Raw genomic sequence first — 18,789 nt, forward strand, 5'->3', positions numbered from 1 at the left:
ATATCGGAATTAAAGGCAAAATCTCATATTTAAGGGCAAAACACAGTCGTTGAATTCATTGAATTTCTCATCTCACAATTAAGGGCTACGCGACACCGGGTCAGTTCTCAGCGGAAATTAACAGCCAGAGCCTCTGAATGTCTTTGGTCGGCGTCCGTTAACTTTACAGTGCCAGCGAAACAGTCCCTCCTGACTTGGTGACCAATAAATTAGCCGACCCCTTCGACCTGCAATGTGGCCAAGTTGCGAGCCATCGCCTGCTGGGCCTCCGGGCTTTCGTCCTGACGCGGACGATACCAGATTGCCATCCAGTTTACGGCCCCCAAGATGCCCTTCACCGCCAGGGAGGTATTGGCATCCCGGCGCACGCTGCCTTCGGCCTGGGCGGCTTCGAAGACCTCGACGAACAGCTGCTCGAAACGGTGCCGGACGTCCATCAGCTCATTCAGGATCACGCGCTGCTCGGGGGTGGTGGCGCTGAGCCGGTGCAGGTGGACCCCCTGCACGACAACGGCCTCGTAGGCGACATTCTGCATCATCGTCAGGGCATGAGCCTCGACCATGCGCTGCAGCGTTTCACGCCCGGTTCCCCCGGCGGACTTCGCTTCGATCACCGCATCCATCAGGCGCTTCATGCCCTCTCGATGTACCTCGAAGAAGAGATCGGTCTTGGAGCGAAAATAGTGATAGATACGCCCCTTGGTCGCGCCAAGGCGGCGGGCGACGTCGTCGATACTGGTGCCCTGGAAACCCGTCTCGGTGAAGCACAGTGCGGCGCAATCCAAGATTTCTACGACGCTTTCGGCAAGAGGCTCCGAACCCTCGTGGCCGCGAATCCTTGACGCCCATTCACGGTGAATGTCTTGGTTCGCCACTCGGGTCCCTCCAGCAAAGTCTTCAGATTTATGACGTCCATTCCATAAGGCGGATAACGAAATCAAACAACTATCATTCATTGCATTCCGCATCAGGTCTGGACAGTTGGATTGTTACATACTACGGCGTAGGTTGTAACCCGAAGTGACAGTTTCAAGGACCCCGAAATGCAACATGCGCCAGCCCCGTTCGTCTCAGACTGGATCCTGATCGATCAACCGATGGTCGATCGCTTCGCCGATGCCATCGACGACCACCAGTTCATCCACGTCGACCCTGAGCGGGCCCGGACCGAGACAGAATATGGCGGCACCATCGTGCATGGCTTCTATCTGCTCTCGCTGCTGACTGCCTTCACCCGCAGCGCGCTGCCTGCGGCGGCACCGGGCGTCGTCGAGGTGAACTACGGCTTCGACAAGATACGCTTACTGGCGCCGGTGTCGGTGGGGGCACGCCTGCGCGGACACTTCACGCTGGCAGCCGAAACCCCGAAGGCGAGCGGGGTGCTGCGACGCTATTCCGTCAGCGTCGAGGTCGAGGGCAGCGACCGCCCGGCGCTTGCCGCGGACTGGCTTGTGCTGATCGTCGGCGGCTGAGGCGCCGCAGGCAGGGCGCGGGCCCATCTGGAGAATTTGCAAAGATCAACGGCGCGGAGGACATCAACATGCCGGTTTCATTCAAGGATCAAGTCGCAATCGTCACTGGGGCGGGGGGCGGTCTGGGCCGCTCCCACGCCCTCATGCTGGCCCGTCACGGTGCGGCGGTCGTGGTGAACGACTTTGGCGGCGGCAGAGACGGGAGCGGCGGCAACACCGAGGCCAGTGAGGCCGTCGTGCGCGAAATCACGGCCGAGGGCGGCCGGGCCATCGCCAACGCCGGCAACGTCACCTCCGAAGCCGACATGGCCGCGATGGTGGAACAGACGCTGTCAGCCTTCGGGCGGATCGACGTTCTGATCAACAACGCTGGCATTCTGCGCGACAAGAGCTTCGCGAAGATGGAGATCGATGATTTCCGCCGCGTCGTCGATGTGCACCTCCTAGGCACTGCGGTTGCCACCAAGGCGGTCTGGGCCACGATGCGCGAGCAGGCCTATGGCCGTATCCTCGTCACCTCCTCGACCTCCGGCAGCTATGGCAACTTCGGCCAGGCGAACTACGGCGCCGCGAAGATGGGGGTGCTGGGTTTGATGAACGTGCTGCATTTCGAAGGCGCGAAATACGGGATACAACTGAACGCCATCCTTCCCACGGCGGCGACCCGCATGACCGGCGACATGATGGACCCGGCGATGCTGGACCTTCTGACGCCCGAACTGGTCTCCCCGGCGGCGGTCTGGCTGGTCAGCCGTGACGCGCCCTCGCGCACCGCATTGCTGGCCGGGGCGGGCACCGTGTCCCGGCTGGCGCTGGTCGAGAGCCAGGGCGTGTGCTTTGCAGGCACAGATTTCACGCCCGATACCGTCGGCGAGCGCTTCGAGGAGATCGCCAGTCTCGACGGGCAGATCGAGGTGATGGCCGGACTCGACCATGTCGACCGGATCATTGCCAATGCCCGCGCCGCGCTGGCGACGAAGGGGTGACGTCATGTCCGAGCGTTTCGAACCGCTGCCGCATGATGCCTATGGCTGGCATCACGCAACCGCGCCGCAATGGGCGGATTCCGATGTCTATGGCCACGTCAACAACGTCGCCTACCTCGGCTACTTCGACACGGCGATGAACGTGGCCTTGCTGGAGCACGGCGCACTCGATCTTTCGGCGACCGCCGAGGGGCCGATCGGGCTCGTCGTGCGAAACGGGGCTCAGTTCTTCCGCGAGATCACCTTTCCCGCGAAACTCAGTGTCGGGGTGCGGATCGAGGTCATCGGACGGACCAGCCTGACCTGGGGCTTCGGTCTTTTCGACCTGGCCGACGGCGCCTGTGCCGCGCGGGGGCAATTCGTCCACGTCTACGTCGACCGAGACACCCGCCGCCCGGCACCCCTGACCCCGGCGCTGCGCGCCTGTGCCGACGCCCTGTTCCGCGATCCCGCCACCGACAAAGAGGAGACCCCGAAATGAGGCAAGCCGTCGTCGTCTCGACCGCCCGCACGCCGATCGGAAAGGCCTATCGCGGAGCGTTCAACGCCACCACCGCGCCCCGTCTCATCGGTCATGCCATCGCGCACGCCGTGACCCGCGCCGAAGTCGAGGCGGGCGAGGTCGAGGATGTCATCGTCGGGGCCGCCCTGCAGCAGGGCACCACGCATATGAACATCGCGCGCACCGGCCTGCTGCGCGCGGGCCTGCCCGTTTCGGTACCCGGACAAAGTGTCGACCGGCAATGCGCTTCGGGGCTGATGGCGATCGCCATCGCAGCGAAGCAGATCATTTCGGATGGCATGACCGTGACCATCGGCGGCGGCGTCGAACAGATCTCGCTGGTGCAGACCCCCGAGATGAACACCCGCCACTGGCAAGACCCCTGGCTGTCCGAGCACCTGCCCGCGACCTACATGTCGATGGTCGAAACGGCCGAGATCGTCGCGCGTCGCAACGGCATCAGCCGCGCGGATCAGGATGCCTACGCCCTGCAGTCGCAGCAGCGCACCGCCGCCGCACAGGCCGCGGGCAAGTTCGATGACGAGATCGTGCCGATCACCACGGTGATGCAGGTCACCGACCGGGCCACGGGCGAGACCTCGATGCAGGAAGTGACGCTGTCCAGGGATGAGGGCAACCGTCCCGGCACCACGCTGGAAGGGCTTTCAGGCCTGTCGCCGGTGTTCAGGGACGGGCAGCAGATTGCTGCGGGGGCACATGTCACTGCAGGCAATGCCTCGCAGCTTTCAGACGGAGCCTCCGCTGCGGTCCTGATGGAGCGCACCGAGGCCGAGCGTCGCGGGCTGGCGCCGCTGGGGCTCTATCGGGGGATGGCCGTCGCGGGCGTCTCGCCGGACGAGATGGGCATGGGCCCGGTGCCTGCGGTCCGCAAGCTGCTGGCCACCCATGGCCTGAGCATCGAGGACATCGGCCTGTGGGAACTGAACGAGGCCTTTGCCGCGCAGGTCATCCCCTCGCGTGATGAGCTGGGCATTCCCGACGAGCGGCTCAACGTCAATGGCGGGGCGATCTCCATCGGGCATCCCTACGGCATGTCGGGTGCGCGGATGGTCGGCCATGCGCTGATCGAGGGCAGGCGGCGCGGCGCGCGCTTTGTTGTCGTCACCATGTGCGTCGGCGGTGGCATGGGGGCGGCAGGGCTTTTCGAAGTGCTCTGAAACGGCATCCGCCGAAGGATCCAGACGGCCGCCGGTTCCCCCGGCGGCCGTTTGCCTTGCGGCCCTTGGCAAAAGAAAGACCCGCCTGTGTATCCATGGGCGGAGTCTCCATGGGCGGGCCCTGATGAGCTGAAAAGGACCGCCTGCCTCAGCCGAGGCCGGTGCGCCGCTCCAGCCAGGCCGGACGCCCGGCCGCGTTGTGCCGGGCTTCCGCCGCAGCCAGCCAGTCCGCGGTGACGGGCGGGAAGGGGGCCGCGCGGGGCGTGCCGCTGTCTCGCGCCACATGCAGCAGAACCTGTTCACACCAGGCCAGCAGGGTGCCGTCCTCGGCCTGCATCTCCTGGTAGAGGTGCATCCGCTTGGCATCGGCGGCCTGCACCCGGGTCTGGACGACAAGCGAATCGCCCTCGTGGCACTCGCGCTGGTAGCCGATCCGCATTTCCAGGGTGTAGAGCGTCGCCTGGGCCGAGGCGCGGTAGCCCTCATCCAGTCCGATGTCCCCCATCAGCGCGGTCACGCTGCGCGAGAAGGCGATGCCATAGGCGAAGTCGCCCATGTGGCCATTGTAGTCGACCCAGTCCGACGGCACGCGGAACCGGCTGACGGGCAGTTCGGGTCCGCTCATTTGCGCCCCCAGGCGGGCAGCCGGTGGCGCAGCTCCCCCACGATTCCGCGGCGGAACACCAACACGCAGACCATGAAGGTCGCGCCCAGAACCGTGGTCACCGGAACACCGGTGGTGGCCAGGTAGTTCTGCAGCGTCACGACGAGACCCGCGCCGACGATCGGCCCGGCAATGCTGCCGATGCCGCCCAGCAGGGTCATCAGGATGACCTCTCCAGACATGTGCCAGTTGACGTCGGTTAGGGTGGCGAACTGGAACAGCAGCGCCTTGAGGCTGCCGGCCAAACCGGCAAAGCCCGCCGACATGACAAAGGCTCCCAGCTTGTAGCGCTGCACCGAGTAGCCGAGCGAGATCGCGCGCGGCTCGTTCTCGCGGATCGCCTGCAGGATCATCCCGTAGGGCGAATGCACGATGCGCCAGATCGCGAAGAGACTGGCCACGAAGACCACCGCGACGACGTAGTAGAGCGTCGTGCTGTCGGCGAGGTCGATGACCCCGAACAGTTTTCCGCGGGAAAAGCCCTGAATGCCGTCCTCGCCTTGGGTGAAGGGGGCCTGCAGGCAGAAGAAGTAGAACATCTGCGACAGGGCCAGCGTGACCATGGCGAAGTAGATGCCCTGACGGCGCACGGCAAGCAGCCCGATCACCAGCCCCAGCACCAGCGCCCCGCCGACACCGGCGAGGATGGCGACCTCGGGGTTGACCTCCCAGACCTTCAGGGCATGGGCCGTGAAATAGGCCGCGCCCCCGAAGAAAGCGGCGTGGCCGAAGGACAGCAGCCCTCCGTAGCCAAGCAGCAGGTTGAAGGCCGACGCGAAGAGGGCGAAACACATCAGCTTCATGAGAAGCACCGGATAGAACCAGAGCGGAAGCAGCATGAGCACGCCGATCAGCGCGAGCACGAGGATCCGCTGGGCAGGGTGTGGTCGACGGGCTTCGGCGACCGACTCGTATTCTTTGGCTACGGTCATGTCAGCTTTCCTTTCCGAAGAGACCCGCAGGACGCAGCATCAGAACCACGGCCATGATGATGAAGATCGCGATATTCGCGGCCTCGGGGTAAAAGACCTTGGTCATTCCCTCGACGATGCCGAGAAGATAGCCGGTGGCGATCGCGCCGAGGATCGACCCCATGCCGCCGACCACGACCACCGCGAAGATGATGATGATGAGGTTGGATCCCATCGTCGGGCTGACCTGGAAGACCGGCGCGGCCAGCACCCCGGCGATGCCCGCCAGGGCGCAACCGAAGGCGTAGGTCAGCGTCAGCAGCAGCGGCACGTTCACACCGAAGGCCTGGACAAGCGTTGCATCCTCGGTCGCCGCGCGAAGGTACGAGCCGATCTTGGTTTTCTCGATCAGTGCCCAGGTACCCAGGCACAGCAGAAGCGACGCGATGACGACCCAGCCGCGATAGATGGGGACGGTCACGAAATCGGTCCGCACCACGCCCTTCATCTCGGCCGGAGCGGAGAAGGGTTTGCCCGAAGCGCCGAAGAAGTGCTGGAACAGCCCTTCCAGGAGCAGGGCAAGCCCGAAGGTGAACAGCAGCCCGTAAAGATGGTCGAGTTCGTAGAGGCGCCGCAGCATTGTCCGTTCGACCACCGCGCCGACAAGGCCGACGATGAGCGGGGCCAGCAGCAATGCGCCCCAGAAACCAATGCCCAGGTACTGCCCCAGCATCCAGGCCGAGAAAGCGCCCAGCATGTAGAAGGCCCCATGGGCGAAGTTCACCACGCGCAACAGCCCGAAGATCACCGCCAGGCCAAGCGACAGCAGCGCGTAGAACGAGCCGTTGATCAGGCCGATCAGCAGCTGGCCGGTGAGAACCGGCAGCGGCATCCCAAGAATCATTATCATATCAAACCCCTAGCGCCATGTTCAGCGCGTCTCGCTTCGCGGGCAGCTCGGCCACGTCGAAGCTGTCGATCATCACGCCATGATCCATGACGTAGAAGTGGTCGGCGATCTTGGCCGCGAAACGGAAATTCTGTTCGACCAGCAGGACGCTCAGCCCATGGCTCTTCAGCGCCTTCAGCATCTCGCGGATCCGGTTCACGATCACCGGGGCCAGCCCTTCGGTCGGCTCATCGAGAAGGATCATGCTGACCCCGGTGCGCAGGACGCGGGCGATGGCCAGCATCTGCTGCTCGCCGCCGGAAAGCTTGGTACCCGGGCTGTGCCGTCGCTCCAGCAGGTTGGGGAACAGCGTGTAGATCTCGTCCAGCGACATTTCCTTTCCGCTGCTGGCCACCTTCGGCGGCAGCAGCAGGTTCTCCTCGACGGTGAGCGAGGCGAAGATGCCACGCTCCTCAGGGACGAACCCCATGCCGACATGGGCGATCCGATGCAGCGGCAGCCGCAGGATCGACCGCTGGTCGAATTCGATCTCTCCGGTGCGTTTGCGCAGGATGCCCATCAAGCTGCGCAGGGTGGTGGTCTTGCCGACGCCGTTGCGACCCAGAAGCGTGACGGTCTCCCCCGGGTAAACGTCGAGATGGACGCCGTAGAGCGCCTGGCTCTCGCCGTACCAGGCTTCGAGATCGCGCACCCTCAGTTGCGCGGGGCCGCGGGCCTCGCGGGTCGTCGCCGCTGCCTCAATCATCGTCCTCAGCTCCCATGTAGGCTTCGCGCACGCGGGGATCGGCGCTGACCTCGGCATAGCTGCCCTGGGTCAGGATCTCGCCGCGCTGAAGCACGGTGATGTCGTGACCGATGTCGGCGACGACCTTGATGTTGTGCTCTACCATCAGCAGCGCGCAGTCGCGGGCGACATCGGCGATCAGGCCGGCCATGGCCTCAACGTCTTCCTGGCCCATGCCTGCCAGCGGCTCGTCCAGAAGCAGAACCTTGGGATCCAGAGCCAGCGTCGTGGCGATCTCAAGCGCGCGCTTGCGCCCGTAAGACAGGTCCGCGGCGCGCCGATCAGCCATGTCGGCGAGCCCGACGCGCCCCAGCAGATCCATCGCCCGGGGACGCAGCCGTGACAGGCTGCCAAGTGATCGCCAGAATTGCACGGCAAGCCCGTTGGGCCGTTGCAGCGCCACGCAGACGTTGTCGACCAGCGACATGTCCCCGAAGGTCGCGGAAATCTGGAACGACCGCGCAACCCCGAGCCGTGCCACATGGGCAGGCTCCATACCGGAGATGTCGGTCTCGCCGAACATGATCTTGCCCGTGGTCGGCTGCAGGAACTTGGTCAACAGGTTGAAGACCGTGCTCTTGCCCGCGCCATTCGGACCGATCAGCGCGTGAATCCGGCCATGGTGAATGTCGATGTCGACGTTGTTCACCGCCTGGAAGTTTCCGAAGGTCTTGCTGAGACCCCGTGCCGACATTGCGGCACGGGACCCGGCCGGCGCGGGGCGCGCCGGAACGGTAGCCATCGTCATGGGATCACCCTTCAGTCGTCGAGGAGCGGACAGGCGCTCTGCTCGATCGGTCGGAAGGCCTCGTCACCCGGGATGGTGCGCAGGACCTTGTAGTAGTCCCAGGGGCCCTCCGATTCCTCGGGGGTCTTGACCTGCACGAGGTACATGTCGTGCACCACGCGGCCGTCCTTGCGCAGGTAGGCGTTCTGGTTGAAGAAATCGTCGATATCCATGCCGCGCATGGTCTCCATGACCTGCGAACCGCTGGTTGCCTGGCCGGAGGCCTCGGCCGCCTTGAGGTAGTTCATGACCGCCGAGTAGACGCCGGCGTGCACCATGGTCGGCATCTTGCCGTCCATACGGTCGGCAAAGCGTTGCGACCAGGCGCGGGTGTCATCGTTCATGTCCCAGTAGAAGGCGGTGGTCAGCTTCAGGTTCTGCGCGGTCTCAAGGCCGACACCGTGCACGTCGGTCAGGAACAGCAGCATACCCGCCATCTCCTGGCCGGTGGCGGTAATACCGAACTCTTCGGCCTGCTTCAGGGCCGTCATCGTGTCGCCCGACGAATTCGCAAGTGCGATCACATCCGCGCCCGAGGCCTGGGCCTGCAGCAGGTATGAGGAGAAGTCCGAGGTTTCGCGCGGGTGCATGATCTTGCCGACGACCGTGCCACCCGCGGCTTCCACCGCTGCCGAAGTATCGGTCTCGAGCGCATGACCAAACGTGTAGTCGACCGTCAGGAAGAACCAGTTCTTGCCCCCTTCCAGCGTCATCGCACGGCCGGTGCCGTTCGCCAGCGCATAGGTGTCCCAGGTCCATTGGGCGGTCGAGGGCGAGCAAGACGCGCCTGTCAGCTCGGAGGAGCCGCCGGTCGATATCAGCAGCGCGGTATCGCTCTGGCGGGTGATTTCCTGCACGGCAAGGGCAACCGAAGAGGTCGGCAGGTCAGCGATGGCGACGACGTTCTGTTCGTCGACCCAGCGACGGGCGAGCGTCGAGCCGACGTCCGGCTTGTTCTGGTGGTCGCCAACGATCACCTCCAAGTCCTCGCCAAGCAGCTTGCCGCCGAAATCTTCGACGGCCATGCGCGCGGCAACTTCCGAGCCCTTGCCTGAAAGGTCAAAATTCATCCCGGACATATCGGTGAGAACGCCGATCCGATAGGGTTCGGCATGCGCCCCCGCGGCAAGCGCAACCGAGAATAGCGAAGCCAGAGCGGCCCTGTTCAGTTTTGTCATTGGAATACTCCTCCCGTTTCGCACCGATGCCGGTGCATGACTGGCCGGTCGCCCCTTGCGACGGCCCTTGCATCAGGCCCTGCTGCCACCTTCGGCAAGCAGTTTGGCCAGAAGAAACTGATCTCCTTCGGCGCCCTCGGCCCAGTTTCTCCGGGCGTGGGCGTCAATGGCGGATTTGGTCATGCGCAGGGACATCGCCGGACTTTCGGCGATCGTGGCCGCCCAGGCCCGCGCAGCGTCCAAGGCGGTGCCGGCCGGGACCTTGCGATCGGCCAGCCCCAGCTCCAGCGCCTCATCGGCGCCGATCGTCTCGTCACAGCACAGGATCCGCTTGGCGCGTCCGGCGCCAACCCGCTCGGTCAGCAGCGGCAGCCCGCCCCAGCCAAGCGTCATGCCGAGACGGACCTCGGGAAAGCGCAGGTAGGCCTCTTCCGACATGACGCGGAAATCGGCACAGAGCGCGAGGATCGCACCGCCACCAATCGCGGGCCCCTCCAGCGCAGCAATGACGATCTGGGGCAGTCGCCGCCAGGCATTGCTCATCCGCACGCCCGCATTCATTGACAGGTGGCGGGCGACATCCTTGCCTTCGGGGTTCCACAGGCGGGCGTCCTTCAGGTCGACCCCGGCCGCGAAGATGCTTGATGTTCCGGCGAGCACGACAACAGAAACGTCGGGGTTGCGCGAAAGCTCGATCGCAGCGGCCTCAAGCCCGTCGATCATCGTGTAGTCCAGCGCATTCGCGTTGCCGCCCCGGTCGAATCGCACGGACGCGACCGCGTCCTGAATCTCGGCTTCAACACCTGTCATCTTGGTCATTTTCCCTTGTCGTCGCTCTGCCGTCATGCGACATACTACCAAGTATGTTGCATATCGAGTTGCAGCAATGCAATATGAAAATTAAGAGCGCAGTCACCGGCGCGCGCGCAGATTGACCTTTTCTTGAGGAGGAAGAGATGGCCCAGAGCTCCACGGATATGGCCCTGAACAGCACCATGAGCGCCGATCCCGCGCTTGATCGGAACAGGTCCGTCCTGCGCTATATCCTTGATGGCTATGCCGAGACACAGCCCGACGCGCCGTTCGTCCAGTTCTGGCCCGGGCCGCTGTGGAGCTATGGCGAGTTGCGCCGCCGTGTGCGGCTGCGGGCCAGCGCGCTGGCCCAGGCCGGTGTCAGGCGCGGCGACCATGTGCTTTGCCTGATGGGCAACAGCCCCGACCTTCTGTGCACCTGGTTTGCGATCAACTACCTCGGCGCGGTCTATGTCCCCATCAACACAGGCGCGCGCGGGCAGATGCTGGAGCACATCCTGGCCGACGCCGACGCGCCCATCCTCATTGCCCAGGCGCCGCTGGTCGAGAGGTTGGCCGAGGTGAGGCCCGGAAAGGTGACGACCGTTCTGGTGGTCGAGGGCGAGGGTGGCGCCATCGACGGCTACGACATCGCGCCGCTGGTCGATCCGCAGGAAGAAGACCCCGAGGCGCTGAAGCTGGCGCAGCCAATCGAACCCTGGGATCTGCATGCGATCATGTACACCTCCGGCACGACGGGGAACGCCAAGGGGGTGATGAGCACCTATGCCCAGCATTATACCATGGGCCCGGATGCCTTCGATGTCGCGGCAGACGACCGCTGCCTGATCTGCGGCCCGATCTTCCACTGTGGCTCGACGCTCTACGTCAATGCCATGCTGGCGCGGGGCCTTTCGATCGGGATGATGCGCGAATTCAAGACCGATACCTTCTGGCAGGCGGTGCGTGATACCGGCTCGACCTATTGCCTCCTCCTCGGGGTCATGGCCGCCTTCCTCCTGAAGGCCCCGGCTAGCCCGGATGATCGCGACCACACTCTGCGCCGCGCCTTCATCACGCCCTTCGGCGAGGATGGCCCGCTCTTTGCAGAGCGCTTCGGCGTCGAGGCCTGGACGATCTACAACATGACCGAGATTGCCAGCCCGATGAGCGCGGGTCCCGGCATCACCACCAAGGGGATAGCCGGCAAGCCACGGCCCTGGTGCGAGCTGCGGATCGTCGATGAGAACGACATGCCCCTGGGGGATGGCGAAACCGGCGAGCTGATCATCCGGTCGCATCGGCCCTGGGCCCTGATGTCGGGCTACTACAACAATCCCGGCGTCACGGTGGACGCGATGCGGAACGGCTGGTTCCACACGGGCGACAGCTTCCGCCGCGACGCGGATGGCACCTATTACTTCGTCGACCGGCTGAAGGACGTGATCCGGCGGCGCGGAGAGAACATCTCGTCCTTCGCGCTGGAAGGCGAGGTGCTGAACCTTCCCGAAATTCGCGAATGCGCCGCCGTGGCCGTGCCGTCCGAGTTCACCGAAGACGATGTTCTGATCGTCGTTTCCCCCGCCGAAGGGCAGAGGATCGACCCGGTTTCGGTCAGCGAAAGCCTGTCTGCCACGCTGCCGCGCTTCATGGTGCCGCGCTACCTCCGGGTGCTGGATGACCTGCCCAAGACCGCCTCGGGCAAGGTGCAGAAACACCTGCTTCGCAAGGCGGGTGTGACACCCGACACCTGGGACCGCGAGGCAGAGAAACCTGCCCGTGAGCGGGCCTGAGGCCCGATCCCTTCCCCCGTCGCTTGACGCGGCGACAACGGACCTTGCCAGGAAGTCACATGTCGACACATACCCGCCTGAATGACCCGACGCTTCTGCGTGAAGCCTGCCTGATCGACGGCGCCTGGTGCCAGGCCGCTTCGGGCGAAACCATCGCCGTCCTCAACCCCTCGGATGGCACGACCGTCGGTCGGGTGCCGCAGATGTCGCCGGAGGAAATCCCCACCGCCATCGAGGCCTCGCAACAGGCCCAGGCGGATTGGGCGCAACGGGCGGCGCGCGAGCGTGCGGCCGTGCTGCGTCGCTGGTTCGAGCTGATCCTTGCCCATAGCGACGACCTAGCCCTGATCATGACGCTGGAACAGGGCAAGCCCCTGGGCGAAGCGCGCGGCGAGATCGCCTATGCCGCCTCTTTCGTCGAATGGTTCGCCGAGGAGGCAAAGCGGGTCTATGGCGAGACGACCCCCGCCCCCCGCCGTGACCAGCGCTTGACGGTGATGCGCCAGCCCATCGGGGTTACCGCGGCGATCACGCCCTGGAACTTTCCGGCGGCGATGATCACCCGCAAGGCGGCCCCGGCATTGGCAGCGGGATGTTCGATGATCCTGCGACCGGCCGACCTGACCCCGCTGACCGCCACGGCCCTGGCCGAACTGGCGCAGCGTGCAGGCCTGCCTGGGGGCGTGCTGCAGGTCGTGACAGGCCCGGCCTCCAGGCTTGGCAAGGTGCTGACCGACAGCCCCGTGGTCCGCAAGCTCTCGTTCACCGGCTCGACCGAGGTGGGGCGGCTGCTGATGGCGCAATGCGCGGATACCATCAAGAAGCTCTCGCTCGAACTGGGCGGCAATGCGCCCTTCATCGTCTTCGACGACGCCGATCTCGACAAGGCGGTCGAGGGGGCCATGGCGTCCAAGTACCGCAATGCCGGGCAAACCTGCGTCTGCGCCAACCGCATCCTCGTGCAGTCGGGCATCCACGACGCCTTCGTCGAGAAACTGAGCGCGCGCGTGGCCGCGCTGAAGGTGGGCGACGGCACGGCAGAAGGCACCGAGATCGGCCCGCTGATCGAGGCCAAGGCCCTCGACAAGGTCGAGGCACATATCTCTGATGCGGTGGCCCTGGGCGCCACGCTCCGTCAGGGCGGAAAACGCCTTGGCGGCCTCTTCCTGGAACCCGCCGTTCTGACGGGTGTCACCCCGCGCATGAAAGTGGCGACTGAAGAGACCTTCGGGCCGCTCGCCCCGGTCTTCCGCTTCGAGACCGAGGAAGAGGCCATCGCCATGGCCAACGACACGATCTTCGGCCTTGCGGCCTATTTCTTCACCCGGGACCACGCGCGTCTCGTACGCGTGTCCGAGGCGCTGGAATACGGTATGGTGGGGCACAACACGGGGCTGATCTCGAACGAGGTGGCCCCTTTCGGCGGGGTCAAGCAATCGGGCCTCGGGCGCGAAGGCTCGCGCCATGGTCTCGATGAATACCTCGAACTGAAATACCTCTGCAGTGCGGTCTGATCGCCCTGCCCAATTTCAAGCCAAGGACAGACACATGACAGATGGCATTGCAACTTTCTCCTTCGACAGCCCTGGTTCGATCTGCGTGGATTGGGGCGGTGCGCGGCGGATCGGCGAAACCCTCTCGGGCTGGTTCAGCCAGCGCAACCTGCTGATCGTGACGGATCGCTTCCTGCACGAGAGCGGCGCGTTGGATCCCGCTCTGGCCTCGCTCGCGGCCAATGGCTTCTCGGTCACAGTCTTCGATCAGGTCGTCGCGGATCCACCGGAAGCCGTACTGATGGCCTGCGTGAAACAGGGCAAAACCGCCGGCGCCGATCTGGTGATGGGCCTTGGCGGCGGGTCGTCCATGGACATTGCCAAGCTGGCGGCGGTGCTGCTGGTCACTGCACAGGAGCTCTCCGATCTCTACGGGATCGGCAATATTCGGGGCGCACGCACGCCGCTGGTACAGGTCCCTACCACCGCGGGCACGGGATCGGAGATGACCAACATCACCATCCTGACCACCGGCGAGACGACCAAGATGGGCATCGTCGGGCACCAGCTTTATGCGGACCGCGTGCTGCTGGATGCCGAGCTGACCCTAGGCCTGCCCGCCGTGCAGACGGCCGCGACCGGGATTGATGCCATGGTCCATGCCATCGAGGCCTTCACCAGCAAACACCGCAAGAACCCGCTCTCGGATGTCTTCGCGCGGGAGGCGATGCGGCTCATGGCACCGAACCTCGTCACTGCCTGCACCCAGCCCGACAACCGGGCGGCGCGCGAGGCGATGCTTCTGGGCTCCGCACTGGCCGGTCAGGCCTTTGCCAACAGCCCTGTGGCGGCGGTGCATGCGCTGGCCTATCCGCTGGGCGGTCACTATCACCTGCCGCACGGGCTAACCAATGCGCTGATGCTGGGTCCGGTCCTGCGCTACAACATGCGCGCCGCCGCGCCGCTCTATGCGGAACTGGCGGATGTCGTGCTCGGCCCCTCCGACGAGGGCGTGCAAGCCCGCGCGTCGGCCTTCGTTGACTACATGGCGGACCTGATGGACCGCTCCGGCGCGCCGCGCCGCCTGCGCGATTGCCAGGTCACCGAGGAGAGCCTGCCGACGCTGGCCCGCGACGCCATGCTTCAGTCCCGGCTATTGATCAACAACCCGGTCGAGGTGACCGAGGCGGATGCTCTGGCGCTCTACCGCGAGGCCTACTAGGTGTTCAGTCCCAGCATGTGATGGGTTGGATCGACAGTGGATCTTTCTGGCTCTTTTGTCCAGATTTTGCAGATGTATTCGAATGGTGTCAGGCCCTGCAGCGTCTTGAGGCGACGCGAATAATTGTATCACCGGCATCTGCGCGACGAGTTGGGCGCCATGCCCGCGACCATCGAGCGCCAGCTTGTGACACTCAAGTCGTACTATGCCTGGCGTGAAGATCGGAACAGCGCCCTGCCCTTCCCATTTGCCGACGCCCGTATCTACGTGTAACTGTGCCTTTATTTCTTGGACGCTGATGTATTGGCAGGTGTCGCGTTGCCCTTAAATCTGAGACACAGCGCGTTCGGGGATATTTTTTGCCCTTAATTGTGAGATTCGACAGCCACCGGGCCTATGCGTCTCACACGCTGTTGCGCAATGAGATCAACCGCAGCAAGCAGACGTGGCTCCGTCTCGAAGGCGCGCAAGAGAGCAACCCTTGCATAATCGTCGATGCAGGAGCTCGAGATGGCCGCTTTGACCAGCGGACGAGATTGGGCTGCATCAATGGCAGCAAGGCAAAACAGCCTCACTTCCGGTCTGTGGCTTTGTAGAGCGAACAACGGTTCCCCGCGGAAGGCCTTTAATGACATGGCAAAGGTGACCGCGCGCAGGGAGTGGACAGAACATGGGGGTCGTCGTCGGTGATCTGGCCTGTGCTAAGGTAAGCTCTTTGTATGGGGGGCTGCCATGGACGTACGGATTACAATCGAAACGACCTTCGACAACGGGGAGAAGCGCACTCATCAGCTTGACGGCATTTCTCGACCATACCGGGTGACCTGCCCAGACGGGATCGGGCTGCGCCTCGAGGATGGGAAAAGGATCCTCGAACAGATCCAGAGGGTAATCCTTTACGATCAGGTCGATGAGATCATTCGAGAAAGCCGCGTATGCCCGGATTGCGCCTCGGTTCGTGCCATTCATGACTATCGCACGCGCGATCTCGACACGCTCTTTGGGCGGGTTCGGGTCAAAGCCGCGCGCATGCGCCGCTGTTCGTGTGATGCCAGGTCAGCGGCGATGCCCGGTGGACCTATTTCTCCGCTGGCCTATTTCTTTCCAGACCGGGCTACCCCGGAGCTGCAACGGCTACATGCGGACCTTGGTTCCCGGCATACCTTTCGCGAAGCGGCGCGGCTGATGAAAAGCTTCCTCCCCTGCCATCCGCCCCATCACACCACGGTGCGTGACCGGTTGGGAAGAGTAGCCACTGGGCTCGAGAAAAGTCGAAGGGCATCAGGCGATCCCGTTGAAGCCCCGCCCAAAGGTGGTTTGACGGTTTTTCTGGACGGTGCGCATATCCGCTGTCGACCGGAGTATCAGCAGCGACACCTGGATCTTGTGGTCGGCAAGATTGAAAGTCGCAATATGTGCCGACGATTTGGCTTGGTCGCCAATGCGACGGCATCGCCAAGCAGCCGCATGCGAGAAGAGCTGTCCGACTATGGATGGAAGCCAGGCCGTCTGTTGACGGTAATCTCTGATGGCGAGCTTGCTCTCCCGAACCTCATACGGAATGCCGTGGGTGGCGACGGTCAGGTGAAACATATCCTCGACTGGTGGCACATCTCGATGCGCATTCAACATATCGAGGCCGCCGTTCAGGGTCTGGTCCAGACACCGGGGTTCACTGGAGTTCCAGTGCTGTTCCAGCGCCCCGCGAAAAGCCTCCGTTGGCGGCTTTGGCATGGCAGAGCACGGGTGGCGGAAACATATCTGAAGGCGCTGATGCATGATTGCGTCGGCCTCGGGGAAGAACCTCTGGCTGTCCGCACCGCTGCCGCTCGTGTGCAGGCCCGCTGCGAGACACTGTACACCTATCTCGCGAACAACATGGAAGCCCTTGTCGACTATGGCCGACGGTACCGTAACGGGTTGCCCATCTCGTCTTCTCGTGCCGAAGGATCAGTTGATGACATTGCCAATGCCCGCATGGGAAAGCGCAGGAGGATGCGTTGGTCGCCCAAAGGGGCTCACCGAGTAGCCGTCACAAGGGCCGCAGTTCTCGATGGTCGGCTGACCGTCGCAAACAGAAAACGCCCCGCATGACCCCCATGTTCTGTCCACTCCCCTAAGCGATCTGGACGCGATCTGGGATTACACCCTGCGCATCTGGTCTGTCGGCCAGGCCGAAACCTACATCCGCGCGATTGCCAGTGATGTGTCCCTGCTGCTCCAACACCCGGAAATCGCGCGCGAACGGCTCGAAATTCGCCCGCCGGTGCGGGTGTCCCGCTCAGGGTCTCATCTCATCCTCTATCGGATCGAAGCCAGCTGGCTGGAGCTGCTGCTTATTGTGCATGCGCGGCAAAACTGGACGGCTTATCTCAACGAATGATCCTGTCGTTGTGTCCCACAGCATCACGCCGGACGAGGATCGGGGGTTCTTCATGATCATGGTGCGCGGTGCGTCTGACATCACGGTCGAGTATCTGGACACCCAAATCACCCAGATCGAGGATATTCTAGCCCCCTACCGTGACAGCGGCGAAGTCACCGCCGTCCGAAGCATCATCGGCATCAGCGGCGGCACCAGCGCATTCATCATCGTGCGCCCGTCCGATTGGGCGGCGCGCGACCGAACGCAGGCGCAGATCATTGCCAGCATCGGCGACCGGCTGGATACGGTGCCGGGGGTGCAGGTCAGCGTGCGGTCGGGCAACAGCCTGAATATCCGGGGCGCGGGGCAGGGGCTGAGCTTTGCCGTGACCGGCAATAACGTGGACGCGATCACCGCCGCCGCCGAGGATCTGGTGGCCGAAATGGCGCAGGAGGCGATGTTCGTCAATCCGCAGCTGTCGGGCGATGCGGTGCAGGTCCAGCTGGAGGTGAGCGTCGATTCGGATATGGCCAGTGTGTTCGGTTTGACACAGGCGGAGATCACTCGCACGATCGCCGCGATGGTGCGCGGCAACATCGCCGTCACCGTGTTCGAGGATGACACCGAAACCGACGTCAATGTGGTGCCGGGCGGCCCGCCGATCAACGACCCCTCGGACCTTGAATCGATCTATCTGCGCCTGCCGGGGGGGCAGTTTCGTGCCGCTGTCCTCTGCCGCCACGATGGAGCAGGTCGTCGGCCGGTCCGAGATCGAGCGCCAGGGCGGATCGCTGGCCGTGTCGGTGCGGGCCAATCTGGGCGAGGGTGCCAGCCTTGGCGCCGCGATGACCCGGCTGTCCGCGATCGCGGCAGAGACGCTGCCCGGCGGCATGGGCATCACATTCACCGGCGAGGCGGCCAGCCTGTCGGAAAGCCAGCTGGGCATGATCATCGTCTTTGGCGTGGCCTTTGCCGTGGTCCTGCTGGTGCTGGCGGCGCAGTTCGAGAGTTTCGCAAGCGCCGTGGTGATCATGCTGACTGTGCCCTTCGGGCTGGCCGCCGCGCTGATGGCGATTTCGCTGACGGGCGGATCGCTGAACTACTACAGCGAAATCGGGCTGGTGATGCTGATCGGGATCATGGCCAAGAACGGTATCCTGATCGTCGAATTTGCCAACCAGCTGCGCGAGCGGGGGCAGGATATCGACAGCGCCATTCGTGATGCGCTGCGCCTGCGCATCCGGCCCGTGATGATGACAATGGTGTCAACCGTGTTCGGCGCGATGCCCCTGATCCTGACCTTTGGCGCAGGCGCGGAGGCGCGGATTGCCGTGGGCTGGGTCATTGTCGGTGGTCTGGGATTCGCCACCGTATTTACCCTGTTCCTGACCCCGGTTTTCTACCGCTGGATCGCGGTCTGGGGCGCCGATCCGGGTATGGCGGCGCAGGGGCTGCGGCGCGAAAATGCGGCGGTGCAGTCAGCAGAGGCTGCGTAAGGCGTTGCTGCAAGCATGTCGGCGTACTTTCCAGGCGATTGAACGCTCTTGTCACAGGGCTGGATTAACGAGGCCTGACGGTTAACTGAAATATACGCTGCAAAATGAAAAATCCGCGGCTGGACCAGCGCATTCTGACCTGCCTCCGCGGTCCCCGCTTTGATAGTGTCCCAGGGCGTGGTGTAAGAGCGCCGACCTTCGGAAAGGTCCAGATCTGATCAGGTCGCCACGGCGGGCAACCTGATGTTTGGATTGT

General features: G+C 64.0%; 19 protein-coding genes and 2 pseudogenes. 12 read left to right on the forward strand and 9 right to left on the reverse strand.

Annotation, left to right across the window (positions count from 1 at the left end; genetic code table 11):
- Positions 1-209: 209 nt before the first annotated feature.
- Positions 210-875 carry a TetR/AcrR family transcriptional regulator gene (locus tag ACSSV4_RS22130; protein ID WP_322346692.1) on the reverse strand — a complete coding sequence of 222 codons (666 nt, stop codon included), beginning with the start codon at positions 873-875 and terminating at the stop codon, positions 210-212.
- A 168-nt stretch (positions 876-1,043) separates the two neighbouring features.
- Here ACSSV4_RS22130 and ACSSV4_RS22135 point away from each other — a divergent pair, with 168 nt between their 5' ends.
- From ACSSV4_RS22135 to ACSSV4_RS22150, 4 genes are all read left to right on the forward strand, one after another.
- Positions 1,044-1,472, forward strand: coding sequence for a MaoC family dehydratase (locus tag ACSSV4_RS22135; protein ID WP_322346691.1), 429 nt, complete (start codon positions 1,044-1,046; stop codon positions 1,470-1,472).
- A gap of 68 nt (positions 1,473-1,540) precedes the next feature.
- Positions 1,541-2,458, forward strand: coding sequence for an SDR family NAD(P)-dependent oxidoreductase (locus tag ACSSV4_RS22140; protein WP_454277215.1), 918 nt, complete (start codon positions 1,541-1,543; stop codon positions 2,456-2,458).
- Positions 2,459-2,462: 4 nt separating this feature from the next.
- Entirely contained in the window at positions 2,463-2,939 is a 477-nt protein-coding gene (locus ACSSV4_RS22145; protein ID WP_322346689.1) for an acyl-CoA thioesterase, read from the forward strand.
- The gene (locus ACSSV4_RS22150) at positions 2,936-4,138 is read left to right on the forward strand and encodes an acetyl-CoA C-acyltransferase (RefSeq protein WP_322346687.1); all 1,203 of its coding nucleotides are present in this window, start codon (positions 2,936-2,938) and stop codon (positions 4,136-4,138) included. The genes ACSSV4_RS22145 and ACSSV4_RS22150 overlap by 4 nt, the downstream gene beginning before the upstream one ends.
- A gap of 148 nt (positions 4,139-4,286) precedes the next feature.
- Here the strand turns inward: ACSSV4_RS22150 and ACSSV4_RS22155 are convergent, their stop codons facing one another.
- From ACSSV4_RS22155 to ACSSV4_RS22185, 7 genes are all read right to left on the reverse strand, one after another.
- Entirely contained in the window at positions 4,287-4,763 is a 477-nt protein-coding gene (locus tag ACSSV4_RS22155) for a thioesterase family protein (RefSeq protein WP_322346685.1), read from the reverse strand.
- A complete protein-coding gene (locus ACSSV4_RS22160; protein WP_322346684.1) occupies positions 4,760-5,734 on the reverse strand; it encodes a branched-chain amino acid ABC transporter permease in 975 nt (324 codons plus the stop codon). Before ACSSV4_RS22160 ends, ACSSV4_RS22155 begins: the two co-directional genes overlap by 4 nt.
- A 1-nt stretch (position 5,735) precedes the next feature.
- The gene (locus ACSSV4_RS22165) at positions 5,736-6,623 is read right to left on the reverse strand and encodes a branched-chain amino acid ABC transporter permease (RefSeq protein WP_322346682.1); all 888 of its coding nucleotides are present in this window, start codon (positions 6,621-6,623) and stop codon (positions 5,736-5,738) included.
- Position 6,624: 1 nt separating this feature from the next.
- Entirely contained in the window at positions 6,625-7,368 is a 744-nt protein-coding gene (locus ACSSV4_RS22170) for an ABC transporter ATP-binding protein (RefSeq protein ID WP_322346680.1), read from the reverse strand.
- Positions 7,361-8,155 (reverse strand): ABC transporter ATP-binding protein, encoded by a 795-nt coding sequence (locus ACSSV4_RS22175; protein ID WP_322346678.1) that lies wholly within the window; start codon positions 8,153-8,155, stop codon positions 7,361-7,363. The genes ACSSV4_RS22170 and ACSSV4_RS22175 overlap by 8 nt, the downstream gene beginning before the upstream one ends.
- A gap of 11 nt (positions 8,156-8,166) precedes the next feature.
- A complete protein-coding gene (locus ACSSV4_RS22180) occupies positions 8,167-9,372 on the reverse strand; it encodes an ABC transporter substrate-binding protein (RefSeq protein ID WP_322346676.1) in 1,206 nt (401 codons plus the stop codon).
- A 72-nt stretch (positions 9,373-9,444) separates the two neighbouring features.
- The gene (locus ACSSV4_RS22185; protein WP_322346674.1) at positions 9,445-10,191 is read right to left on the reverse strand and encodes an enoyl-CoA hydratase/isomerase family protein; all 747 of its coding nucleotides are present in this window, start codon (positions 10,189-10,191) and stop codon (positions 9,445-9,447) included.
- 137 nt (positions 10,192-10,328) lie between these two features.
- Between ACSSV4_RS22185 and ACSSV4_RS22190 the strand changes: the two genes are divergently transcribed.
- The 3 genes from ACSSV4_RS22190 to ACSSV4_RS22200 are packed head-to-tail and all read left to right on the forward strand — an operon-like array spanning position 10,329 to position 14,672.
- Positions 10,329-11,957: an AMP-binding protein gene (locus ACSSV4_RS22190; protein ID WP_322346673.1), complete on the forward strand. Its 1,629-nt coding sequence runs from the start codon at positions 10,329-10,331 to the stop codon at positions 11,955-11,957.
- Between the two features lie 59 nt (positions 11,958-12,016).
- Positions 12,017-13,471, forward strand: coding sequence for an NAD-dependent succinate-semialdehyde dehydrogenase (locus tag ACSSV4_RS22195; protein ID WP_322346671.1), 1,455 nt, complete (start codon positions 12,017-12,019; stop codon positions 13,469-13,471).
- 34 nt (positions 13,472-13,505) lie between these two features.
- Positions 13,506-14,672 (forward strand): iron-containing alcohol dehydrogenase, encoded by a 1,167-nt coding sequence (locus tag ACSSV4_RS22200; protein WP_322346670.1) that lies wholly within the window; start codon positions 13,506-13,508, stop codon positions 14,670-14,672.
- On the opposite strand, the pseudogene ACSSV4_RS22205 reads toward ACSSV4_RS22200, so the two are convergent.
- Positions 14,669-14,800: pseudogene (locus tag ACSSV4_RS22205) on the reverse strand (IS481 family transposase); the annotation flags it as partial. The gene ACSSV4_RS22200 and the pseudogene ACSSV4_RS22205 sit on opposite strands and share 4 nt — an antisense overlap.
- Between ACSSV4_RS22205 and ACSSV4_RS22210 the strand changes: the two are divergent.
- From ACSSV4_RS22210 to ACSSV4_RS22230, 5 genes and pseudogenes are all read left to right on the forward strand, one after another.
- Positions 14,796-14,945 carry a hypothetical protein gene (locus ACSSV4_RS22210; protein WP_454277216.1) on the forward strand — a complete coding sequence of 50 codons (150 nt, stop codon included), beginning with the start codon at positions 14,796-14,798 and terminating at the stop codon, positions 14,943-14,945. The pseudogene ACSSV4_RS22205 and the gene ACSSV4_RS22210 sit on opposite strands and share 5 nt — an antisense overlap.
- A 459-nt stretch (positions 14,946-15,404) precedes the next feature.
- Positions 15,405-16,766 (forward strand): ISKra4 family transposase, encoded by a 1,362-nt coding sequence (locus tag ACSSV4_RS22215; protein WP_082896229.1) that lies wholly within the window; start codon positions 15,405-15,407, stop codon positions 16,764-16,766.
- Positions 16,767-16,827: 61 nt separating this feature from the next.
- A complete protein-coding gene (locus ACSSV4_RS22220; protein ID WP_454277218.1) occupies positions 16,828-17,055 on the forward strand; it encodes a type II toxin-antitoxin system RelE/ParE family toxin in 228 nt (75 codons plus the stop codon).
- Positions 17,056-17,113: 58 nt separating this feature from the next.
- A pseudogene (locus ACSSV4_RS22225) lies at positions 17,114-17,641 on the forward strand (efflux RND transporter permease subunit); the annotation flags it as partial.
- A 115-nt stretch (positions 17,642-17,756) separates the two neighbouring features.
- A complete protein-coding gene (locus ACSSV4_RS22230; protein ID WP_454277217.1) occupies positions 17,757-18,533 on the forward strand; it encodes an efflux RND transporter permease subunit in 777 nt (258 codons plus the stop codon).
- Positions 18,534-18,789: the final 256 nt, after the last annotated feature.

This window comes from Roseovarius sp. MBR-154 (assembly GCF_053628595.1).